The organism is Mesorhizobium sp. M0184 (assembly GCF_040322215.1).
Classification (GTDB): Bacteria; Pseudomonadota; Alphaproteobacteria; order Rhizobiales; family Rhizobiaceae; genus Mesorhizobium.
Genome location: NZ_JAMYSZ010000003.1, coordinates 88,816 through 109,876, shown reverse-complemented (window position 1 = coordinate 109,876; position 21,061 = coordinate 88,816). Strand labels below are relative to the sequence as shown.

Annotated in this window: 24 protein-coding genes; 7 read left to right on the top strand and 17 right to left on the bottom strand. The window is 64.1% G+C overall.

The window, feature by feature from the left end; genetic code table 11:
* Positions 1 to 142: 142 nt before the first annotated feature.
* Positions 143 to 406, bottom strand: a complete 264-nt coding sequence (locus NKJ23_RS05575; RefSeq protein WP_352678916.1) for a hypothetical protein — start codon at positions 404 to 406, stop codon at positions 143 to 145.
* Positions 407 to 675: 269 nt separating this feature from the next.
* Between NKJ23_RS05575 and NKJ23_RS05570 the strand changes: the two genes are divergently transcribed.
* On the top strand, positions 676 to 954 hold the full coding sequence (locus NKJ23_RS05570; protein ID WP_352678913.1) for a hypothetical protein: 279 nt from the start codon (positions 676 to 678) through the stop codon (positions 952 to 954).
* A gap of 230 nt (positions 955 to 1,184) precedes the next feature.
* Here the strand turns inward: NKJ23_RS05570 and NKJ23_RS05565 are convergent, their stop codons facing one another.
* The 3 genes from NKJ23_RS05565 to NKJ23_RS05555 all read right to left on the bottom strand — a co-directional run bounded on the left by NKJ23_RS05565 (position 1,185) and on the right by NKJ23_RS05555 (position 4,248).
* On the bottom strand, positions 1,185 to 3,155 hold the full coding sequence (locus NKJ23_RS05565; protein ID WP_352678910.1) for an acyltransferase family protein: 1,971 nt from the start codon (positions 3,153 to 3,155) through the stop codon (positions 1,185 to 1,187).
* Between the two features lie 192 nt (positions 3,156 to 3,347).
* A complete protein-coding gene (locus NKJ23_RS05560) occupies positions 3,348 to 3,569 on the bottom strand; it encodes an alkylphosphonate utilization protein (RefSeq protein WP_023675660.1) in 222 nt (73 codons plus the stop codon).
* Positions 3,570 to 3,951: 382 nt separating this feature from the next.
* A complete protein-coding gene (locus NKJ23_RS05555; RefSeq protein WP_023675661.1) occupies positions 3,952 to 4,248 on the bottom strand; it encodes a hypothetical protein in 297 nt (98 codons plus the stop codon).
* 223 nt (positions 4,249 to 4,471) lie between these two features.
* Between NKJ23_RS05555 and NKJ23_RS05550 the strand changes: the two genes are divergently transcribed.
* Positions 4,472 to 6,505 carry an AI-2E family transporter gene (locus NKJ23_RS05550; RefSeq protein WP_352679361.1) on the top strand — a complete coding sequence of 678 codons (2,034 nt, stop codon included), beginning with the start codon at positions 4,472 to 4,474 and terminating at the stop codon, positions 6,503 to 6,505.
* Positions 6,506 to 6,629: 124 nt separating this feature from the next.
* On the opposite strand, the gene NKJ23_RS05545 is transcribed toward NKJ23_RS05550, so the two are convergent.
* The 9 genes from NKJ23_RS05545 to NKJ23_RS05505 all read right to left on the bottom strand — a co-directional run bounded on the left by NKJ23_RS05545 (position 6,630) and on the right by NKJ23_RS05505 (position 13,837).
* A complete protein-coding gene (locus NKJ23_RS05545) occupies positions 6,630 to 7,565 on the bottom strand; it encodes a phosphatidate cytidylyltransferase (RefSeq protein ID WP_352679358.1) in 936 nt (311 codons plus the stop codon).
* Between the two features lie 22 nt (positions 7,566 to 7,587).
* Entirely contained in the window at positions 7,588 to 8,250 is a 663-nt protein-coding gene (locus NKJ23_RS05540; RefSeq protein WP_031211476.1) for a lysophospholipid acyltransferase family protein, read from the bottom strand.
* 8 nt (positions 8,251 to 8,258) lie between these two features.
* Entirely contained in the window at positions 8,259 to 8,687 is a 429-nt protein-coding gene (locus tag NKJ23_RS05535) for a hypothetical protein (protein ID WP_352678907.1), read from the bottom strand.
* Positions 8,684 to 10,027 (bottom strand): phosphatase PAP2/dual specificity phosphatase family protein, encoded by a 1,344-nt coding sequence (locus NKJ23_RS05530; protein ID WP_352678905.1) that lies wholly within the window; start codon positions 10,025 to 10,027, stop codon positions 8,684 to 8,686. Before NKJ23_RS05530 ends, NKJ23_RS05535 begins: the two co-directional genes overlap by 4 nt.
* 2 nt (positions 10,028 to 10,029) lie before the next feature.
* Positions 10,030 to 11,817, bottom strand: coding sequence for a bifunctional alpha/beta hydrolase/class I SAM-dependent methyltransferase (locus NKJ23_RS05525; RefSeq protein WP_352678902.1), 1,788 nt, complete (start codon positions 11,815 to 11,817; stop codon positions 10,030 to 10,032).
* Positions 11,818 to 11,843: 26 nt separating this feature from the next.
* Positions 11,844 to 12,446 (bottom strand): CDP-alcohol phosphatidyltransferase family protein, encoded by a 603-nt coding sequence (locus NKJ23_RS05520; protein WP_352569184.1) that lies wholly within the window; start codon positions 12,444 to 12,446, stop codon positions 11,844 to 11,846.
* Between the two features lie 80 nt (positions 12,447 to 12,526).
* The gene (locus tag NKJ23_RS05515) at positions 12,527 to 12,766 is read right to left on the bottom strand and encodes a hypothetical protein (RefSeq protein ID WP_352678899.1); all 240 of its coding nucleotides are present in this window, start codon (positions 12,764 to 12,766) and stop codon (positions 12,527 to 12,529) included.
* A 58-nt stretch (positions 12,767 to 12,824) separates the two neighbouring features.
* Complete coding sequence (locus NKJ23_RS05510; protein ID WP_352678896.1) at positions 12,825 to 13,331, bottom strand: Hsp20/alpha crystallin family protein; 507 nt, start codon at positions 13,329 to 13,331, stop codon at positions 12,825 to 12,827.
* Positions 13,332 to 13,360: 29 nt separating this feature from the next.
* Positions 13,361 to 13,837, bottom strand: a complete 477-nt coding sequence (locus NKJ23_RS05505; RefSeq protein ID WP_352678893.1) for an Hsp20 family protein — start codon at positions 13,835 to 13,837, stop codon at positions 13,361 to 13,363.
* Positions 13,838 to 14,181: 344 nt separating this feature from the next.
* Here NKJ23_RS05505 and NKJ23_RS05500 point away from each other — a divergent pair, with 344 nt between their 5' ends.
* Together NKJ23_RS05500 and NKJ23_RS05495 are read left to right on the top strand one after the other, a co-directional pair.
* Positions 14,182 to 14,394: a hypothetical protein gene (locus NKJ23_RS05500; RefSeq protein WP_245274651.1), complete on the top strand. Its 213-nt coding sequence runs from the start codon at positions 14,182 to 14,184 to the stop codon at positions 14,392 to 14,394.
* A gap of 137 nt (positions 14,395 to 14,531) precedes the next feature.
* Positions 14,532 to 14,825, top strand: a complete 294-nt coding sequence (locus NKJ23_RS05495; protein WP_245274652.1) for a DUF982 domain-containing protein — start codon at positions 14,532 to 14,534, stop codon at positions 14,823 to 14,825.
* Between the two features lie 85 nt (positions 14,826 to 14,910).
* Here NKJ23_RS05495 and NKJ23_RS05490 read toward each other — a convergent pair whose 3' ends face one another.
* Positions 14,911 to 15,180, bottom strand: coding sequence for an usg protein (locus NKJ23_RS05490; protein WP_023675672.1), 270 nt, complete (start codon positions 15,178 to 15,180; stop codon positions 14,911 to 14,913).
* Positions 15,181 to 15,518: 338 nt separating this feature from the next.
* Here NKJ23_RS05490 and NKJ23_RS05485 point away from each other — a divergent pair, with 338 nt between their 5' ends.
* Genes NKJ23_RS05485 through NKJ23_RS05475 form a run of 3 tightly spaced genes read left to right on the top strand, consistent with a single transcriptional unit; the run spans position 15,519 to position 17,705 of the window.
* Entirely contained in the window at positions 15,519 to 15,833 is a 315-nt protein-coding gene (locus NKJ23_RS05485; protein ID WP_352457303.1) for a co-chaperone GroES, read from the top strand.
* A gap of 57 nt (positions 15,834 to 15,890) precedes the next feature.
* On the top strand, positions 15,891 to 17,522 hold the full coding sequence (gene groL, locus NKJ23_RS05480) for a chaperonin GroEL (protein WP_352678890.1): 1,632 nt from the start codon (positions 15,891 to 15,893) through the stop codon (positions 17,520 to 17,522).
* 42 nt (positions 17,523 to 17,564) lie between these two features.
* Positions 17,565 to 17,705: a hypothetical protein gene (locus NKJ23_RS05475; RefSeq protein ID WP_023675675.1), complete on the top strand. Its 141-nt coding sequence runs from the start codon at positions 17,565 to 17,567 to the stop codon at positions 17,703 to 17,705.
* A gap of 196 nt (positions 17,706 to 17,901) precedes the next feature.
* Here NKJ23_RS05475 and NKJ23_RS05470 read toward each other — a convergent pair whose 3' ends face one another.
* Genes NKJ23_RS05470 through NKJ23_RS05460 form a run of 3 tightly spaced genes read right to left on the bottom strand, consistent with a single transcriptional unit; the run spans position 17,902 to position 21,027 of the window.
* Complete coding sequence (locus NKJ23_RS05470) at positions 17,902 to 18,399, bottom strand: GNAT family N-acetyltransferase (protein WP_352678887.1); 498 nt, start codon at positions 18,397 to 18,399, stop codon at positions 17,902 to 17,904.
* A gap of 46 nt (positions 18,400 to 18,445) precedes the next feature.
* Positions 18,446 to 19,462, bottom strand: a complete 1,017-nt coding sequence (locus tag NKJ23_RS05465; protein ID WP_352453856.1) for an ABC transporter permease — start codon at positions 19,460 to 19,462, stop codon at positions 18,446 to 18,448.
* Positions 19,459 to 21,027: a sugar ABC transporter ATP-binding protein gene (locus tag NKJ23_RS05460; protein ID WP_502902496.1), complete on the bottom strand. Its 1,569-nt coding sequence runs from the start codon at positions 21,025 to 21,027 to the stop codon at positions 19,459 to 19,461. Before NKJ23_RS05460 ends, NKJ23_RS05465 begins: the two co-directional genes overlap by 4 nt.
* Positions 21,028 to 21,061 lie beyond the last annotated feature (34 nt).

The window sequence follows — 21,061 nt, the reverse complement described above, 5'->3', positions numbered from 1 at the left end:
AACGGACGGGCCCGAAGTTTAGCGCCTGCTGGCGCGAAAATGCCGCTGGCTGCGGCGGGGTCGGATCGCCGACGCAGCGTGGCCGCTCCTCTCATCAAACAGCGGCAATCGCGCGTCAGTCCCGTCTTTTGCCGACGTCTGCCTACAGAACATGGCCCAGTTCCAGCAAAACGAACGCGGTCGCACCCAGCACAGCGAGGGCGTAGGCTGCATAAAGAACAAGCAGCATCACCTCAAAGTCCCGGACGAAGCTTGCGGCGATCTTGGTCTCCTTGGGCTCACCTTTCTCGACGCGGTCGGCTTCCAGCTGCTCGGTTGCCACGACGAGGCAGACGATCCTGTCGTTGTCGGCCGCCTGTAATATCCGTTCCGTCAAATCGACCGCAATCACTGGGTCATCGGCCAACTGATCCCGCGATAGCCGGCTTTCAGTGACTGTCTGGATTTCACGCTTTCTCACGCACGCATAATTGCGTCGACTAAATTAGGTTCCACTAAAATACATAGATTACCTCGGACCCGATCGCGATGGGTGAGGCGTGAGCCCAGCTGGGGGAACTCCCGCCCGAGGCCCGCATTTGTCGACTGTCGAGGCGAATCCTCGATCCGCATCCTCCGATCAAAGGGCGCGGGCTTCTTCATAGGCTGCTACGATGCGCCAGTGGGTAGATCGCAATGCTAAAGCCGCCAAACCTTCATATCGCGAACGCAGCGCCGACGTCTTCGGTGCCGACCGGTTATGACGAAGATCGCATGCTTACTTATATCCGGCTGCTCGACGCTTCGGCGGAAGGAACCGATTGGCGCGAGGTCGCCCGCATCGTTCTGCATATGGATCCGGAGCGGGAGCCGGAGAGGGCTTTCCGGGCGTGGGCGACACATCTGGCGCGTGCACGATGGATGACCAGGAAGCGGAACGAACTGCGCCAATTGCATGATGAGTGGTGGGGATGAGCACTATCTAAGCGGAACTGCCGTCTCGGTCTGGCCGTTGAGGGAGGAGGCCAACATGGAAAAGCGCCCAATGACTTCTTGGCCAGCCAATACTTTCGAGCTGTGCTGCCTTCTTGCAGTTCCGCTGTCGCTTATCCTTACGGTTTTCCTGGCGGGTCTCATCCTCAGCTGAGCCCCGCATGGTTGCTGGCCGGGGGCCGGTGGGCCGGATCCGACAAGATCCGGCATTGTTACTTCACAGCCGCCGCCATCACATCCGAAAATAGCGCCCGTTCCACCGCCGGCTCCAGCGTTTCGGCGAAGGGCGTCGCCAGGTGGTGGCGGTCGCGGAAGGCTAGTTTGCCGTCGATGAAGACATGGCAGGTGGTCTGGTCGCAAAAGCGGTCGGTCATGTCGATGTAAGCAGCGTTCGGTGTCGAGCGCACGATATCGCGCTCGATGGTGGCGATGTCGTCGTTTGCCGCCATGATCCTCGGCGTGTCGCATGTCGCGGGCGTCTGGCCCCGCCACAGCGCCCGCGCCACGCATTTGTCGGCGTAGCTTGCATTGTAGGGAACGTCCCTGATGACCGCGACCTTGATGCCGGCCTGGCTGAAGGCTTGAAGCGTCCAGGTGAGGCCCGTCCGCCACTGCGCTAGCCAATCGGCGTGCTTCAACTCCTCGGGCGATTCTTTCATCACATTGCCGATCGAGAACTCCGAGATCACCACCAGTTGCGGGTGGAGCGCGATGATGTCCTTGACCGACTGCTCGCGCCATTGATCGCATTCGGTGTAGTCGCGCTTCAGCCGCCAGTTCCAGGTCGTCACCCGCGAAGCCCGGCAGGAGGATTTGAGAAAGGTGACGACGCGAAAATTGTTCTTCTCGGCCGCCTTGATCAGCGGCGTCGACCAATGGTCGGCATGCGAGTCGCCGAACAGCACGACCGAGCGCTGGGCATCCTTGCGGCCGAACATGCAGGGCTTCGGCTTGACGGTCTCGAAATCGAGCACGCAGCCGCCATTGGTCGCGCGCACGGTGGAGAGCTGGGCGGCGCTGTCGGCGATGACGTGCTGTTCGGGGCTGAGATTGTGCTCGGCAAAGCGCGCATTGCCATAGGCCGCGACCACGCCGGCGCCGGTCAGCGCGACGGCGGGCACCAGCGCCCGCGCTGCTCCGGCCATCAGCCAGCCGTTGCGGCGGATCGGGTTCTCGATGAAATGATAGGTGAACATCGATAGAAGCAGCGTCAGCGCCGCGCAGGCAAGGCGGTCCAGGATGGACAGGCTGGGAACCACCATCGCCGCATAGACGATGACCGGCCAGTGCCAGAGATAGAGCGAATAGGACAGCCGGCCCAACCATTGCATGGGCGGCAGCGCCAGCACGGCGCTCGGCAGATTGCGGCCGCCGCTGCCGCTGAGCAGCAGCAGCACGGTGCCGGCAACAGGCGCCAGCGCATTCACCCCGGGAAACGGCGAGTCTTCGTCCAGCATCAGATAGGCCCAGGCGATCAGCGCCAGACCGAGGCATGCCTGGAGCGTGGCCAGCAGCGGCCGGTCGCGCCAGATCTTTGCCGGCGCCATGGTCGCGAGGCCGCCGGCGGCGAATTCCCAGGCCCTGAGCGGCGAGAAATAGAACGCCCAGGGCTGCGACACTTCCGTCAGCCAGGCGCAGGCGGCGAAGGAGGCCGCGCCGGCGACGCCGATGACGATTATAGCGGCGCGCTTGCCGGGACGCAGCCAAGCGGCGGCAAGAAGCAGCGCCGGCCATGCCAAATAGAACTGTTCCTCGACCGAGAGCGACCAGAAGTGGATGAACGGGTTGTTGGTGGCGTCGGCGGCGAAATAGTCGAACGACCAGCGGATCAGCCAAAGGTTGATCATGTAGGCGGAGGCGAACATGGCGCCTTTCGAATAAAGCGCCTGTTCCTCCGGCGACAGGATGAAGTAACCCGTGAACAGCGTGGCGAGGATGACGAACAGTGCCGCCGGCAACAGGCGCCGGGCGCGCCGGGCGTAGAAGCGCCAGAGGTTCAGCCGCCCGGTCTCGGTGATTTCCGTAACCAGGTGACGGGTGATCAGATAGCCGGAGATGACGAAGAAGATGTCGACGCCGGCAAAGCCGCCGGGCAGGCCGGACAGACCAAAATGGAAGGCGATGACACCCGCCACCGCCAGCGCGCGCAGCCCTTCGATGTCAGGCCGAAATGATGCCGACACAATCACCTCATGCAAGGAATGCCCACCTCGCAGAGGCTCGACCCGATGCGACGATATTGCAATGCAACAAATCTAACGCAGTGCAACATAGGGGGAGGGCGCGGCTCCTCCAGTTCCTCGCGTGGGCGATTCACTCACATGAGCGATTCGAGAGCGACTGATATGGAAGCGAAGCGAAGGGTGCCGAGGCGATCACGCCTTTTTCAAAAACTCGGTCTTCAGCACCAGGCCCTTCACCTGCCTGGTGCTGCATTCGATCTCGCCGGGATTGCCGGTGAGGCGAATATTCTTCACCAGCGTGCCGCGCTTGATCGTCTCCGACGTGCCTTTGACCTTGAGATCCTTGATCAGGGTCACGGAGTCGCCCTCGTGCAGCGCCGTGCCATTGCTGTCTCTTATGATCGCGTCGGTCATGGCAGGTCTTTCGTGGGACTCCGGTGCGGAGGTGGTTGGCTCATTACCCGGCCTATCCCACGGTTGGCGGCGAGGTCAAGCGTGCCGGGGGCAGCGTGCCGGTAACCAAGCGTGCCGACCGCTAATGCCAGGCGGACGGCCGACCGGAAAACCCGGATTGTGAGCAGACTGGGACCCCCTGGGCGGTAGTGGCATTGCCGCTTCGCGACATGCGCTCCGGCCAAGCCATGCCAATGGCGCCACGGCAATCGAAGTCGTGGCCTTTTACGCGGATATTCCGGCACGAGTTCAAATAGATGAGCGCCCGCCCGTGCGGACAGGAAGGTCGCAGTGACAGACCTGCCCGCCCTTTCGCTTGGTGCGTTATTTCAATTGGCAACGATCACTTGTTGGCGCCACCGAGCTGGTTGGCCATCTTGCAGAAGTCGGCATGCATCGTGGCAATGCCTGCGTCGCTGCATTCCTTCAACATCATGGCCCGGTCGCTCGTGGACATGGCCATCCATGCCGCCTTGAATTCGGCTTCCGACTTCATGGTCTTCATGCCGGCGTCGGTGAAGAAGGGGTTCATTTTCTGCGGATCGTCGAGCGCCGAAGTGCCAGTGGCACCGGCGGCAAGCGCAGCGCCGGTCATCATCGAAAGCGCCATCGCGCCCATGCAAAGCGTCTTGATGTTCATGATCATTCCTCCTGAGCTGCTGCTTTGAGGTTGTCCATCAGCGATCTACGAAGGAACGGTGTTTTGACCCAAAAGTTCCACGTTCTGGCGCAGACATGGAACAGGATTGCCCGTGACGTTATTAATGCAAAAAATTCTACCATGACTGAATTTGCCGCGCTGCCGACCAGGGCAACCGGCGTCCAGCTGGGTGAGACGCTGCGAAGTTGCACGCCGGCTCAATATGCCCGATCATGGCGACGGCGGGGCGGAGGTATCAGTGGCGGCAAATCGTCGAAACGACGCGCACCTGTCGGAGCCCCGGCGGGCGGGCATTGTTTCCGCGGCCAGGGCGCTTCCGCGCACATCGTTGCCCAGCGTAGCGTCGGTCGTGACGGCCGTCGCGGCGCTCTATTTCGGGCGCGAGGTCTTTCTGCCGATCGCAATCGCGCTGCTGCTTACCTTTGCGCTCGTGCCCATGGTGTCGGCACTCAAGCGAGCCGGCATTCCGCGTCTTCCTGCCGTGATCGCCAGTGTGCTCGGCGCATTCACGGTGCTGGCTCTGTTCTCCTTCATCGTCGCCACGCAGGTCAGTGAACTGGCGCAGAACATTCCGCTTTACCAGGCGAATATCCTGACCAAGGTCCGGTCGCTCAAGGAAACCGGCGTCGGCGGCGGCATCGTTTCCAGATTGAGCCGGGTGATCGAACGTGTCGGCCAGGAGCTCGACAGACCCGAGCCCGCACAACCCGCCGCCGATCAGCCTCCGCGGGAACCGATCCCGGTCGAAATCGTCGCGCGCGAACGACCGCTCGAGGTTCTCCAGAATCTGATCGGCCCGCTGCTGAGCCCGCTGGCATCGGCCGGACTGATCGTCGTGGTCGTCATATTCATGCTGCTCGAGCGGGAGGACCTGCGCGATCGCTTCATACGCCTCGTCGGCTATGGCGATCTGCATCGAACCACCGAGGCGCTGCAGGATGCCGGCAAGCGCGTCGGCCGCTATCTGCTCATGCAACTGGTCGTGAACATCGTCTATGCCGTCCCAATTGCAATCGGACTTTGGCTGCTGGGCATACCCAATCCATTGCTGTGGGGCTTGCTGGCGCTGGCGCTGCGCTTCGTTCCCTATATCGGCCCGGTCATCGCGACGTTGTTGCCTCTGTTCCTGGCGCTGGCCGTGGCGCCCGGCTGGTCGCTCGTGCTCTGGACCGCAGGGCTTTTCGTCGTGGTGGAACTGATCACCGGCAACGTGATCGAACCTTGGCTCTACGGCTCGCGCACCGGGCTGTCGCCATTGGCCATCATCGTTGCGGCGATCTTCTGGACCTGGCTTTGGGGGCCATTGGGCCTGGTTCTGTCGACGCCGCTCACGGTCTGCCTCGTCGTGCTCGGCCGCCATGTGCCGCAGTTCGAATTCCTCGACGTTCTGTTCGGCAACGAACCCGTGCTCGAACCGCACGCCCGGCTTTACCAGCGGCTGCTGGCCGGGGATCCCGAGGAAGCGACGGACCATGCCGAGGAGATGCTGGAGGAAGAATATCTGGTCGAGTTCTACGACAAGGTCGCGATTCCCGCACTTCTGCTCGGTGAGCAGGACCGGGTGCGTGGCGTGTTAAGCGATGAGCAAAGACAGCAGGTCGCGGGCAGCGCGCTGACGATGGTGGCGAACCTCGACGACAGCGCGCAGGAGGAGGCGGAAGCGGACGACACGGCCGCGGCCGAAGACAACGGCTCACGCGAGGACAAGCACGTTCAGGGGGAGGTTCAGGGCGAGGAGTACACCGAACTGCCGGATGGCACGGGCATGTCGGTGCTGTGCGCCGGCGGGCGCGGCGAACTCGACGACGCGGCGGCCGCCATGCTGGCCCAGGTGCTCGAAGTCCAGGGCGCCACGGTGTTGAGAGCGAGCTTCGCCGAGATCGAACCGGGGAGCATTCGCCGCCTTGAGCTCGACGCCGTCGATAGTGTCGCCATCGGATTTTTGAACCGGGATTCCGTCAAGCACGGGCGGTTCCTGGTCCGTCGGCTGAAACGAGCCAAACCAAGGTTGCGAGTGGGCATCGTGTTGTGGTCGGAAGCCGACAGCGACAACCAGGAGGCAGATGCCAGATTGGCCAACGAGATCAACGCCGATTTCGTCGCACATGGCATGGTAGGCGCGGTGCTCGGTGCGTTGTCCAGCGCTCCGCCGGTGGCGCTGAAGACCACCGCCAAACGCCGCATGCGCCGCCTGACGCCGGCGCGCAAGAAAGAGCCGCTCGCCGCGGCAAAATGAGCGCGGCGAAGACCGCGGCAGGTCGGGTTATTACCGCTTTCGCGAAAGTGGCAATAACGAAACGGATCAGGTTGTCTTCGCAAGGTCGCGCTGAACCGTCCGCCGCGGCAAACGGCGCCAACCTTCATAGAGTCCAGAAATAGCGCACCGTATGGAAGAAGACCGGGGCGGCGAAGACCAGGCTGTCGGCACGGTCCATCATGCCGCCATGGCCTTCGATCAGATGGCCCCAGTCCTTGACGCCTTGATCGCGCTTGATGGCGGAGGCGACCAGCCCGCCAAGGAAGCCCATCAGGCAGGCGATGAAGGCGACGCCGGCTGCCTGCAGCGGCGAGAACGGCGTCAGGAACGACAGCAGCGCGCCGAGCAGGCTCGATGCCGCCAGCCCGCCGACCAGCCCCTCCCAAGTCTTCGACGGCGAGACCGTCGGCGCCAGGAGATGCCGGCCGAACAGCTTGCCGAAAATATATTGCAGCACGTCGCTGCCTTGCACGGTGATGATCAGGAAAGCGATCAGCAACAGGTTGCGGCCTTCGAAGCCTGGCACCTCGAGCGTCAGCAGCGCCGGCACGTGGCTGACGCAGTAGACCGAAATCATCACCGCCCATTGCTGCGCCGAGACGCGCTCGAGAAAGCGCTCGGTGTCGCCGTGCAGCGCGGTGATCGCCGGCATCAGCAGGAAGCAGTAGACCGGGATGAAGATGGTGAACAGGCCGTACCAGGCGGTCCACACCAACCAGTACTGGAACGGGATGACGATGCCGAACATGCCGAGCAGCACCCAGTGGTCGCTGCGGCGGCTGTGCGTCAGCGTCACGAATTCGCGCAGGGCGGCGAAGGAAATCAGCGCGAACAGGATGGTCATGCCGGGGCGGCCGAAGAAGAAGGCGACGGTGATCGCCACCACCATCACCCACCAGGCATTGATGCGCTGGGTGAGGTTGACCAGCGTCGGCGACAACGGCTTTGGCGCGCGCCATGACAAGACGCCGGCGACGACGCTGGCACTGATCAGCACCGCCAGCAGGCCGACAATCAGAATGAGGGTTTCGTGCATCATCGGCAGCATTTTGCCTTGGTCCTCAATCGTCTCGCTGCGGCCGGGGGTTGAGCGCCAGCAGCGTTTCGCGGGCGCGATCGAGAAAGGCGCGGCGTTCCTCACCCGGTTGAATGGCGATCGGCGCGCCGAAGACGACACGGCAAAGCAGCGGCACCGGCACGAATTGGCCCTTGGGCAGCACCCGCGACATGTTCTCGATCCAGCACGGGATGAGTTCGACATCGGGCCGCGCCATCGACAGATTGTAGAGGCCGGAGCGAAACGGCAGCAGCGGTTCGTCGGTCATGTTGCGCGTGCCTTCGGGAAACAGGATCAGCGAATGGCCTTGGTCGAGCACCGACAGCATGATCGAGATCGGGTGCTGCGTTTCATCCGTCCACTGCCGGTGGATCAGCACGGAAGACAGCATGTCCTCGGCAATGAAACGGCGCAGCCGCGTCTTGCTCCAATAATCGGCGGCCGCCACCGCATGGGTACGGGCGCGTTCCTTCTCGCTAAGGCAGGCCGACAGCAGGATGAAATCGCCGTGGCTGGCATGGTTGGCGAAGTAGATGCGCTGCCGGTCCGATGGCTGGCTGCCGTTCCAGATCGGCCGCACACCGGTGACCACCCAGGCCAGTGCCGACAGGCCGACCGAGGTCACCGTCTGCAGCAGGGTATAGGTGCTGACGCGAAGCTTTGTCATGGACGGGCTCAAAAGAATGCCGCGACGACCGAGGCCGCCGCGAACAGGCCAAATGCGATACGCTGCTTGGCGAGCAGACGGCGCGTGCCGGCCATCCGCTGGTCGAGCGAGCGGCCACCGGCCGCCGTGGGTTTCAGCCGCATGCGCGCCAGCACGTCGTCGATCGCCGCACCGCCGCCTGCTTCGCTGGCGTGGCTGGCCATCAGCCGGAACAGCAGCGCGTCGAATAAAGCAAGGGCCGAGAGAATAATTGTGGCTATGGCACCCGCGGCGGCGATCAGCCAGGCCGCCGCGGACAGCGACGATGTTTGCGGCGCAGCCGCCAGGCCGATGACCGGCGCCGCCAGCAAGGCAGCAGCAATCAACAGCAGCGGCCATGCCACCTGCACAATCAGCCCGGCGGCGAACGCTTCGGCCTTGTCACGATAGGCGGTCATGTCGCCGCGTCCATGCCAAGATGCACAGGCCGGCCCGCGGCGGCGAGCTGGCCTCGCGCCTGATCCGGCGTGGCGGCCCGGCCGCTGGCGACCAGCCATTCGGCGACGACGGCGGCGCTGCGCTGGAAGCCGAGCGCACAGCAGACCAGCACGGTGCCCTGGCCCCGCGCCGTCTCGATCGCCGCCACCGCTTGCGCACGCGCCTCGCGAGACGGTGGCAAAAGGTCGACCATAGACAGGCTCAACCAGCGGATCGAGGCGCCACGCGGCCTTTCCAATTCGCCGGCAAGGTCGATCACCGTGCCGAAGGCGTCGGCCTCGGCGGCGGTCGGAAAACGGCCAAGGGAAACACCGTCGGCGATGACGATCTGCGCCGGAAGCTTTCGCGTCCACGCCCACACATTGACCTTGGCGGCAACCCGGTAGGGCCACACCAGAAGACGGCTGGCCAGCGACACGCGGCCATCGGCTGTTTTCTGGAACACCTTGGCGCCGGCGCCGGCATAGGCGAAAGCGACTATGGCCAGCGCCAGTGCCGGCCACAACAGGATGAGCCACAGCGCCGAGACCAATGCGCCGGCAGCAGCGCCGGCCAGCGCAAAGGCTGCGCCAAGCGCATAGAACAGCGCCAGAAGCCGCGCTTTCGGGTCCGCGGTCAGGCGGAAGCCGGCGAAAGGCAAGGCGTCGGCGCGCGGGAATAGCCATAGGGCGAAAAGGCCGAGCAGCGCGCCGGTCGGAATGTCGATGAAATGGTGCTGCCACGTCGTCAGCACCGAGGCGCCGATCAGGAAACACCAGACATGCCAGGCGACGCCGGCGATGCCGGTCAATCTGTGACGCCAATGGTCCCAGATGATGACCAGCAGCGCAATATGCAGCGACGGCGCCTGGTTGAAGGGTTTGTCGAAGCCGCCGAGCACGGCGAACATGAAGCCGGGCAGGCCGCTCGTCTGCGGGCGCACGAACGTCGCAGTCAGCGGGAACAGGATGAAGCAGGCGACGGCGACGATCTGCGCCGTCAGATAGCGGCCGGCAAGGCGGTCGACGCCGCTCTTCGAATTGTTCAACAGCAACGACAAGCCATAGAACAGGTTGATCGACCAGTAGGGCACGATCGTCCAGGCAAGGAACGGGATGCCATGCTCCCAGCCGAACACGATGCTGCCGATATCGTGGCGCCGCGACGCCAGCCAATTGGCGAAGCCGTAGGTGGCGTAGAAGAACGGCGCCAGAAATGACAGCCACAATGCGGCGCGCAGGACTATCCCGGTATACGGCTCGCGCGGCAAGGCCGGAAGGGCAGGGGCATCGCGAGGTAAGGCAGAGGCAGGCAAGTCCATGCTCAGACGCGCCGCGCGACCGAAACGGTGAAGATGCCCCACTGGTCGATGCGCTGGTCGAGTTTCTCGAAACCGGCGGCCGCCACCAGCTGGTCCATCTCGGCCTGCGTGCGGCGGCGCATCACCCAGGCCTGGCCGCCGCGATGCGAGGTCAGGCTGCGCGCGATCATCTCGAGCTGCGGATGCCAAGGCTGGTTGGTGTAGACGAGCAGGCTTCCCGGCTGCATGGCGCTGGCCAGTCCACCGAGCGAGCGGGCGATCATGGCATTGTCGGAAAACAATTCGTAGAGCCCCGAGACGATGGCGAGATCCGGCGCCGGGTCGAGCCCGGCCAGCATCGTGGCGTCGAAGGCGTCGCCTTGATGGAACGAAACCGTCGCCGGCAGCTGGCGCTCGGCGATCAGCTTGCGGCCGAGCGAGACGTTGAGCTCGGAGAAATCCTGCAGCCGCACGCTTGCCGGCGGCTCGGCGCATTTCTGCACGGCATCGAGCACATAGCGGCCATGGCCGGCGGCGATATCGACGATATGGACCGGCCGGCCGGTGGCCTTGAGCGAGGCGGCGGCGCTGCCGATCAGCTCTTCCAGATGCAGCTTGCGCTGGCGGATGCCGCGCCAGCCGATGGCATCGAGAAAGGTGCGGTCGATCATGCGGCCGATGGGGCTGATGCCGCGCGCCTCGTTCTCGTAGACATAGTCGAGGGTCGAGCCGGAATCGAAGCCGGTGGCAATCCCCGTCTTCATGCCGGACGACAGCCAGGCGCCCATGCGGATCGAAGCGCGGCTCATTGCCCAGTAGAGGCCCCTTAGCGACAGCAGCGGCAGCGGAGAGGCCAGCCGGTCGGCCTCGTCGCGCGTGTAGCCGGCACGGTCGGCCTCGGTCAGGTCGACCGGCTTTTCCGGCGCTGTGAACTGCCTTTCGAGGAAAGGCCTGATCAGGTCGAGTGCCTTGTGGCGGTCGCGCTCGCCCAGCGTGTCGTGAAAGAAGCCGGGCAAAATATGCCGCTCCTTGGCCGGGCTCGCCAGATTGACGAAAAACTCGTGCTGCGGTCCATGGCGCACCACCCAGTCGCTGCCGGAGATCAGAAGCTGTGTCGGCACGGTGATGGCGCGGGCGTCGGCGACGATGCGCGCGGCATGGTCGTAGAGCTCGACCAGGATGTTGGAGGCGATCGGCCGGGTGATCAGCGGGTCGGCGTCGAAGGAGGCGATGCGCTCGGGGTCATGCGTCAGGAATTTCGCCTTGACGTAGGAATTGACGAAGAAGCGGCCCTTCAGCTTCTGCCACAACGCAATGCCTTGCTTGGCGAAGGGCACGTAGAGCTTGACCGAGAAGGCCGGCGAGGCCAGCACCAGGGCGCGAATGTCAGGCGCATAGTCATGCACCCAGGCGGCGGCAAGCACGGCGCCGAAGGATTGCGCGATCAGCGCGATGTCGCGCCGCGCAAAGCCGTCGCTGCCAATCTCGCGCACGAAACAATCGATGTCGCGCACCAGCGCCGCAAACGACGGCGCATAGCCGCGTTCGCCGGCGGAGCGGCCATTGCCGCGCGCATCCCAGGCATAAAAGGCGTGGTCGGGCATCTCAAGTTCGTCGACCAGATGCGCCATGCGGCCGCCATGCTCGTGGCCGCGATGGAACAGCAGGATGGCACCCTTGCGGTGTTCCGACAGCGCCGGCCAACAGCGGTAAAAGATATCGGTGCCGTCATGGCTCTTGAAGCTGCGCTCCTGCGCCACCCGCTCGATGTTGGCTGAAGCCACTGCCGCAACCGTCTGTTGGTGAAGCATGTCGTTCTCCCTGGCGAGACCCGAATTCAGCTGCCGCTCCCGTTAAGGCCGCTGTGTATCCGGTTGATGGCGGTCGCCAGCGAGAGTGTAGCCATGGCCGGAAACACGAGCGGCGTGAGCGCCGGGACCCACAGGCCGGACGCGATAAGCACGGCGAGGATGCCGAGCGCCAGCGCCCGGTCGCTTTTGCCGAACGGGCCGGCATAGTTGCGCCCGGTTCCTGCGGCGATGCCGAGCACGCCGGCGAACTCCGTGATCATAGCCGCGATCGCAAATGCAACGACGCCCCAGGCAGGAAAAATGACGGCAAAGGCCAGGATCAAAGCGAGATCGGAGACAACATCGCAGAGCTCGTTGAGATACATGCCGAGCTTCGAGGCCTGGCCATGTTCCCTCGCGAGCATACCGTCGATCGCATTCAGCGCCATTCGCGTAAACAGCACGAGCGGCATCAGCAGAAAGACCACGCGGTGGCCGGCAAGGGCTGCCACCACAAGGCCGGTGGCGAGCGAGAGGGCAGCGGCCAGCAACGTGATCTGGTTGGCGGTGACGCCGGCTCTGGCCAGGCCGTCGGCAAGCGGCCGCAACCTGGCCTGGAAGGCCGGTTTCAGCGCATAAAGCGTCGGCATGTGCGAACCCCCCGGCCGCGGTGCAAAGTGATGTTGGCGAGGATGGTCAATCGGCGCGCAAGACGCAAGGGCGGCGCCCATCACTTTCCGCAAACTTGCCGGACGGCTATGTCCTCGCTTTGACCGTGTCGCCCGGGAACAGGGCGGGCAAACGTTGCGCTCGAGACCGAGGTCAGGAACAGATCGGCTCGCTGGTTCGCTTCCTGAATGGTCGCCGCGCGGGCATTTTGCAGCACGAAATGCTCGGTCGTCAGGCACTGCAGGGCCTGCTGCGCTTGATCTGGCGGAACCGGAGCGTCGGGAGAACGGGTCATCGACATTTGTCCCCTTCTGTCAGCCGCAACCGGCGGACAGAAGGGGGCGTCGTCCTGCGAGCTGTCAGGTTTTGCCGATGGCGATGCGCTTGGCCTTGGCCTGGGCGCGCTCCGTCTTGGGCAGCGTCACGCTGAGCACGCCGTTCCGGAACGCGGCGTTCACCTTGTCTCCGTCGACTTCGTAGCCGAGTGGGATACGCCGCTCGAAACGGCCATAGAAGCGTTCGGAGAACTGCCTGTCCTTGTCCTCGGTCTCTTCACGCTTCTCGCCGCGCAGCGTCAGCACGCCGTCATCGAGCAGCAGCTCGACGTCCTTCTCGTCCATGCCGGGGATTTCGGCGGTGACGCGGATCTCCTTTTCGCCATCGGAGATTTCGACACTCGGCCAGCTGGCGCGGGCCGCGGAGAGGCCGAGCGACGGCAGCCGCGTGTCGAAGCCGCGGAACGCCTCGTCGAACAGGCGGTTCATTTCGCGATGCAGCGTCAGGAAGGGATCGCGATCGGCGTCACGGAACAGGCTGGGGGTCTGATTGTTCTCCCGGCCCCAGGGAATGAGATCACGAATAGCCATTGCATAGTCTCCTTTCTCGACTGGTGCGTTCAGGCAGCCTGCTTGTTTGCTTCGACCTGCGCGACCTTCGGCCCGGTCTTCGGCGAGGCGACATCGGTCGCGATGGCGATGCGCCGAGGCTTCATCTCCTCGGGCACCTCACGTACCAGATCGATGCTGAGCAGGCCGTTGTCGAGCGAGGCGCCTGCGACCTTGACGTGATCAGCAAGCTCGAAACGGCGGGTAAAGGGCCGTGCGGCGAGGCCACGATGCAGATACTCCGCGTTATCCGGCTCCTTGTGCTGGCCGGAGACAATCAGGAGGTTGGGTTCATGGGTGATTTCGAGGTCGTCCTCGGAAAAGCCAGCGACGGCGATGGTGACGCGGTAGTTGTTCTCGCCGCTGCGCGCGATGTCATAGGGCGGCCAGGCGTCGAAAGCCTGCGGAGCATTTTCCAGCAGGTTGAAGACGCGGTCGAAGCCGATGCTCGACCGATAGAGCGGGGAAAAGTCGAATGCGGTTCTCATAGCTACATCCTCCATCGAGCAACATAGATACGAGGAGCGCCAAAGAGCTGGCGCTCCCTGGTTTCGCCGGCCCCATTTCGGCGACCGGTGCCTTCGATCTGGTTATTGTCCGCCGCAAGTCAAGACCCGGTGGCTTTCGCTTTGCCGGTTTTTCGGGCCGTTTTCGGTCGGCTCGGCGAGGCTGCCAATCCCCCTTTTTGCGGCGAGATGTCCGGCAGGAGATTGCCTGTTTGATTTCAATTGCCAACGCTGACTTCCCCGGCCGGTTATTGTCTGCAGCAGGTCAAGACCCAGATTTCTTGTGTTGCCGGGCCCGTTCCCGGCACCCGCAGATGGAGCTGACCATGACACGCGACGAGATCATTTCTGTGCTGGGCCCGGTCGACGAAGCCGTGATCGCCGACATTGCGGCGACGGACGGGACGGTCCAGGAATTGCGCGAGGCCCTGGCCTGGATCGCCGCCGACGAGGCGTTGGTGAACGAGGGCCGACCGCTGCCGACGGCAAGAGTAGCGACGCTGATCGAACTGCTGCAAGGGCCGGACGAGGAGGAATAACCGGCTGTCGCCGCGATGCTCTTGAACCGCGCAGAGAGACGAACCATGTCCTTCAGCGGCGCCGGCCGGCCGCCGGTGCCGCCAGCATAACGTTGCTTGCTCAAACAAGAAGACGATCAGAAAACAAGGAGGAGGTGATGGACGACGTCCGCTTTGCCGAGCCGATCACGTTGAAATTCCAATCCAGCGAGCGCAAGGTCGCCAGCAGTTGGGAAGCCATCGAATGCATGCGCCAGCAGTGGCCGGACCGTGCACGCAGCCGGAGTTGGCGCGCCGCCTATCGGACCTGCCGCGACGCGCTCGACGGTTGGCGTACCGGCGTGATGCGCGCAAGGCCTTCGTCCGGGCGGCGCGCAAGGCCCGATTGCTCGCATCGGCCCGCAAGCCTGTCGACCGCGCCGGCTAGTCCGGACCCCCCTCCGATATTGTGAGATCCAAAACAAGTGGGGAGAGGCAGCTGCCTTTCCCCCGCTTCGGAGACTTTGTCCGCTGTCTAGCGGCAGATCGGCTTGCTCCTCAGTGGACGGTAATAATGCCGTTTACGGCCCGCCATTCGGAGGGCTGGATCAGGTGATGATGGGCGACGCGCACCGAATGCAGCGGGCCTTCGATCTCGCGCTCCCAGAAATCGAGGAAATGCTTCAGCGTCGGGAAATCGGGGGCAATATCGTATTCCTGCCAGATGTAGAGCTGCAGAAGGCTTCGATGATCGGGCAGGCGGTAGTGGATCTCCGCCGTGGTGAGGCCAAACCCTTGCATCTGGAGCTGAAAGTCCCTGCTGATCATGCAATCCTTCCTTTCCCAATGAACCTCCGTCTGCAAAACGCCTCGCCTTCCACATAGGTTCCAGCCGCCGCAAGCGGCTCAGGAGACGGACAGATTTGGAAATCCGGCCGGGTCATCGCGCCGGAAACGGCGAATGTGCTAACAATTACAGCGTATTGGCACTCTCAGGCGTCGAGTGCTAAAATTTTTGCATGATCCTCTTGAAAGCTGAAAAAAGCGCGACTAGTTCGTATGCGCGCGATGCCTGATGAAGGGGTCGCGCACCCCGTGCCGGGCCGATATTGCCGGTCCGGTCAGGAGGATGTTCGAAAATCTGTTTGTCCAGAGAGGAGAACGACATGGCGTTCCGTCCATTGCATGACCGTATCCTGGTCCGCCGCATCGAGGTCGACGAAAAGACCGCGGGCGGCATCATCATCCCCGACACCGCCAAGGAGAAGCCGCAGGAGGGCGAGGTCATCGCCGCCGGCCCCGGCGCGCGCGACGACAGCGGCCAGTTGCAGCCGCTCGACGTCAAGGTCGGCGACCGCATTCTGTTCGGCAAATGGTCCGGCACCGAGATCAAACTCAATGGCGAGGATCTGCTCATCATGAAAGAGAGCGACGTGCTGGGTGTGATCGAAGCCACGGGCGAGATGAAGAAGGCTGCCTGAGGGGGGCCTGAACAAGCATTCCAGTCAACGAAAAGCTGCCTATCGAGGAGTGTTCCAATGGCTGCCAAAGATGTGAAATTTCATACCGAAGCGCGCGAGAAGATGTTGCGCGGCGTCGACATCCTCGCCAATGCGGTGAAGGTGACGCTCGGTCCCAAGGGCCGCAACGTTGTCTTGGACAAATCGTTCGGCGCGCCGCGCATCACCAAGGACGGCGTGACGGTGGCGAAAGAGATCGAGCTTGAGGACAAGTTCGAGAACATGGGCGCGCAGATGGTGCGCGAGGTCGCCTCGAAGACCAGCGATACCGCCGGCGACGGCACCACGACCGCGACGATTCTGGCGCAGTCGATCGTCCAGGAAGGCGCCAAGGCGGTTGCTGCCGGCATGAACCCGATGGACCTGAAGCGCGGCATCGACAAGGCGGTCGAAGCAATCATCGCCGAACTGAAGGCCAATGCCCGCAAGGTGACCAGGAACGACGAAATCGCTCAGGTCGGCGCCATCTCTGCCAATGGCGATGCCGAGATCGGCCGCTTCCTCGCAGAGGCGATGGAAAAGGTCGGCAATGAGGGCGTCATCACTGTCGAGGAAGCCAAGACCGCCGAGACCGAGTTGGAAGTGGTCGAAGGCATGCAGTTCGACCGCGGCTATCTCTCGCCATATTTCATCACCAACCAGGATAAGATGCGCGTCGAGCTCGAAGAACCCTATGTGCTGATCCACGAGAAGAAGCTCTCCAACCTCCAGGCCATGCTTCCCGTGCTCGAAGCCGCCGTGCAATCCGGCAAGCCGCTGCTGATCATTGCCGAGGACGTCGAAGGCGAGGCGCTGGCGACGCTGGTCGTCAACAAATTGCGGGGCGGCCTGAAGGTTGCAGCCGTCAAGGCGCCGGGCTTTGGTGACCGCCGCAAGGCCATGCTCGAAGACATCGCCATCCTGACCGGCGGCACGGCGATCTCGGAAGACCTCGGCATCAAGCTCGAGAACGTCACGCTGGAGATGCTCGGCCGCGCCAAGAAGGTGCTGATCGAGAAGGAGAACACCACCATCGTCGACGGTGCCGGCCGCAAGGATGAAATCCAGGCGCGCATCAGCCAGATCAAGGCCCAGATCGAGGAAACCACCTCCGACTACGACCGCGAGAAGCTGCAGGAGCGGCTGGCCAAGCTCGCTGGCGGTGTCGCCGTCATCCGCGTCGGCGGCTTGACCGAGGTCGAGGTCAAGGAGCGCAAGGATCGCGTCGACGATGCCATGCACGCCACACGCGCGGCGGTCGAGGAGGGTATCCTGCCCGGCGGCGGCGTGGCGCTGCTGAGGGCGGCGAAGGCGCTCGACAATATCGAGGTCGACAATCCCGACCAGAAGACCGGCGTCGAGATCGTGCGTCGCGCGATCGAGGCCCCGGTGCGCCAGATCGCCGAGAATGCCGGTGCGGAAGGTTCGATCATCGTCGGCAAGCTGCGCGAGACGACCGACTTCGGCTATGGCTGGAACGCCCAGACCAACGAGTTCGGCGACCTCTACAGTCAAGGCGTCATCGACCCGGCCAAGGTCGTGCGCACTGCTCTCCAGGGCGCCGCTTCCGTCGCCGGCCTGCTGGTGACGACCGAGGCGATGGTGGCAGAGAAGCCGAAGAAGGAAACGCCCATGCCTCCGATGCCCGGCGGTGGCGGCATGGACTTCTAAGGCCAGGCTTCCAAAGCGCGACTTCGAAACGGCAGATGGACCGTGTCCACCTTCGTCGCCTTCGCCCGCCGCAACGACCTGCTTGCGCCGCAGACGAACGGGATGGTTGCCGGCGAGAGCGTTGCTGGCGCGACGGTTGCCGACTGGGCAACGCGCGCACAGCGCGTCAACGCCCCGGTCTGAGCGGTCGGAGAAGTCGCCAATCTCCCCCCTTGAGGGGGAGATGTCGCCGAAGGCGACAGAGAGGGTCAGTACGTCCTGGCGCGACGCCCTGTGGGACGAAAGAGAAGGTTGGCGCTTCACGCGAGGCGCCCCCCTCTGTCCTGCCGGACATCTCCCCCTCAAGGGGGGAGATTACGCGCTCAGCCGCTTTCGCTTGCTAAGCCCGTGGTAGCAGCCGGCGCATGATCAGCGAGGCATGGCCGCCCACGCCGTGTGCAGCCGGCCGGCGCTCGACGACCTCGAAGCCGTGCTTGCGATAGAAGGCGATTGCGCGGTCGTTGCCCTCGATCACTTCCAGGGCGATGCTGGGAATACCCGCATGCGCGGCAAGAACGGCATGCAGCAGGTCGGCGGCAAGGCCGGTGCCGTACTCGCTTTTGTCTATATGGAGCCGCTCGAGCATGACCTCGCCTTTGTCGTCCATCGCGGCCATCGCATAACCGGCGAGCGAGCCGTCAGCCCGCTCGGCGACGAAGGACATCTTGTTGTCGTCCCCGAGCTCGGACGCCAGCCGCTCCGGCGCGTGCCTCTCATCCGACAGCCGTGCCGTGGTCTCGGCACCCAGGATCGGCGAATAGGTGTAGCGCCAGGACCCTCCAAGCAGCCGCGACACCGCCGGAACGTCCTGTTCGGTCATGGTTCTTATTTGGGGCATTGGCACCTCCCGGGCAGTTTATGGCACCGCAGCGTTCGCTCCGCCATCACCGCCTTACCCGCGATTTCAGCCAGCGGTCGAAGGCCACGGCGAGGATGAGGATCAGGCCGATGACGATGCTTTGCGTGTAGGACGAGACGTTGTTGAACTGCAGCCCGTTCTGCAAGACGCCGATCAGTCCTGCACCGACCACCGTGCCGCCGACGCTGCCGATGCCGCCGAACAGCGAGGTGCCGCCGATGACGACCGCCGAGATCACCGTCAGCTCGTAGCCGATGCCGGCCACGGCTTCGGAGGAGTTGAGCCGCGCCGACAAAACGAAGGCGGCGAGGCCGGCGAAGAAGCCGACGATGATGTAGACCGAGATCAGGATGCGGTCGACACGCAGGCCGGAGAGCCGTGCCGCCTCGGCATTGCCGCCGACGGCATAGACCGCGCGGCCGTAACGTGTGTAGCGCAGCACGATATGGCATAGGATCGCGGCAATCGCGAAGATGATCGCCGGCACCGGAACCGGGCCGATCAGGCCGGTACCGAACCAGCGCATCGAGGCGTCGAAGCCGGAGATCGGGCCGCCATTGGAAATCGTCAAGGTCAGGCCGCGAAACACGGTGAGGCCGCCGAGCGTGACGACGAAGGGCGGCACCTTCAGCCTGGTGATGGCAAAGCCCTGGACGCCGCCGGCCACGGCGCCAACGACGACGGCGGCGAGAAGGGCGGCGAACCAGCCATAGCCTTGCGTGCCCGACGTCGACAGCGACAGCGTGTTGGCGGTGCCGCCCTTGGCCACCACCGCCGCGACCATGCCGCAGAAGGCGAGCAGCGAGCCGACCGACAGGTCGATGCCGGCGGTAAGGATAACGAAGGTCATGCCGAGCGCGATCAGCCCGGTGATCGAGATCTGGCGCATGATGTTGAACAGGTTGATCGGGTCGATGAAGCTCGGCTTCAGCACGGTGAAGACGACAATCAGCAACGCCAGGAACATCAGCGGGCCGAAGCTCATCAGCAGGCGCGCAATATTGACGCCGCCGCGCTGGCTCCGTTCGGTCGTGCTGGTCATTGCGTTGCTTCCTGCTTCTGGTCGAGCGCCATCAGTTCCATCAGTTTCTCCTCGGTCGCCTCAATACCGGGCATCTCGCCGGTAATGCGCCCGCGTCGCATGGTGACGATCCTGTCCGACACCGCAAGCACTTCGGGCAGCTCGGACGAGATCATCATGATGGCGATGCCGCGCGCCGCGAGCTCCACCAGGATCTGGTGCACTTCCGCCTTGGCGCCGACATCGACGCCGCGCGTCGGTTCATCGACGATCAGCACCTTGGGGTCGCGTGCCAGCCAGCGGGCAAGGATGACCTTCTGCTGGTTGCCGCCGGACAGTCCCTCGATCGCCTGCTCGGGCGAGGCCATGCGGATCGACAGCGTCTTCCTATAGTTCGCCAGCGCCTCGCGCTCTCGCCGCTCGGCCATGAAGCCGACATTGGAGTAGCGGTCGAGCGCGGCGATCGAGAAATTGGTGAGGATGGCGAGTGCTGCGAAGATTGCCTGGTGCTTGCGGTCTTCCGGAACCAGCCCGATGCCGAGCTCGATGGCGTCGGCGGGTGAGGCGGGCGCGATCGGCTTGCCGTCGAGCATGATGGTGCCGGCTGCAATGCGGTCGGCGCCGAAGATGGCGCGGGCGAGCTCGGTGCGGCCGGAGCCGACGAGCCCGGCGACGCCGAGGATTTCGCCCGCCTTGAGGTCGAGATCGACGCCTTCGAGCACGATCGCGTGCGGCGCCTGCGGATCGCGCACCGTGCGCAGGCCGCGCACCGAGAGCCGGACGTCGCCGGCGACGTCGCGCTGCGTCGGCCTGGCATAGAGCTCGGAAGCGGCGCGGCCGACCATCTTCTCGATGATCTTCGGCAGTTTGATCGGCCCGCCTTCGCGGTCGAGATGGCCGGCCAGCCTGCCGTCGCGCAGCACCGTCATGCGGTCGCAGATCGCCGAGGCCTCCTCCAGCCGGTGGGTGACGAACATGATGGCGACGCCATCCTTGCGCAGCCGGTCCATGATCGACATCAGCCTGTGCACTTCGGTTTCGGTCAGCGCCGAGGTCGGCTCGTCCATGATGATCAAGCGGCTCTTCAGCGATAGCGCGCGGGCGATCTCGACCAGCTGCTGCTCGGCCACCGACAGCGCCGACACCGGCGTCGCCGGGTCGAGGTCGAGGCCGACGCGAGAGATGATCGCGCGCGAATCTTCCTCCATCTTCCGCCAACTGACCAGCCCGAACCGGCCGAGCGGTGCGCGGCCGATGAAGATATTCTCCGCCACGGTCAGCGTCGGGATCAGGCTCAGTTCCTGGTAGATTGTGACGATGCCGTGGCGCTTGGCATCCTGCGGATTGTGCGGGCTGAATTCGACCCCATCGAAGACGATGCGGCCGCTGGACGGCGGGATCACGCCGGACAGGATCTTGAGCAGCGTCGATTTGCCGGCTCCGTTCTCGCCGAGCAGGCCGAGGATCTCGCCGGGGCGGACTTCGAGCGAAACGTCGTTCAGCGCGGTGACGCCGGCAAAGCGCTTGGTCACGCCCTCGACGGTGAGCAGGGCGGGAGAGGGCGCGATGGCGGCTGCCTTGGGCAAAGTTTGCTCCTCGATCATTCGGTTGTCACGCAAG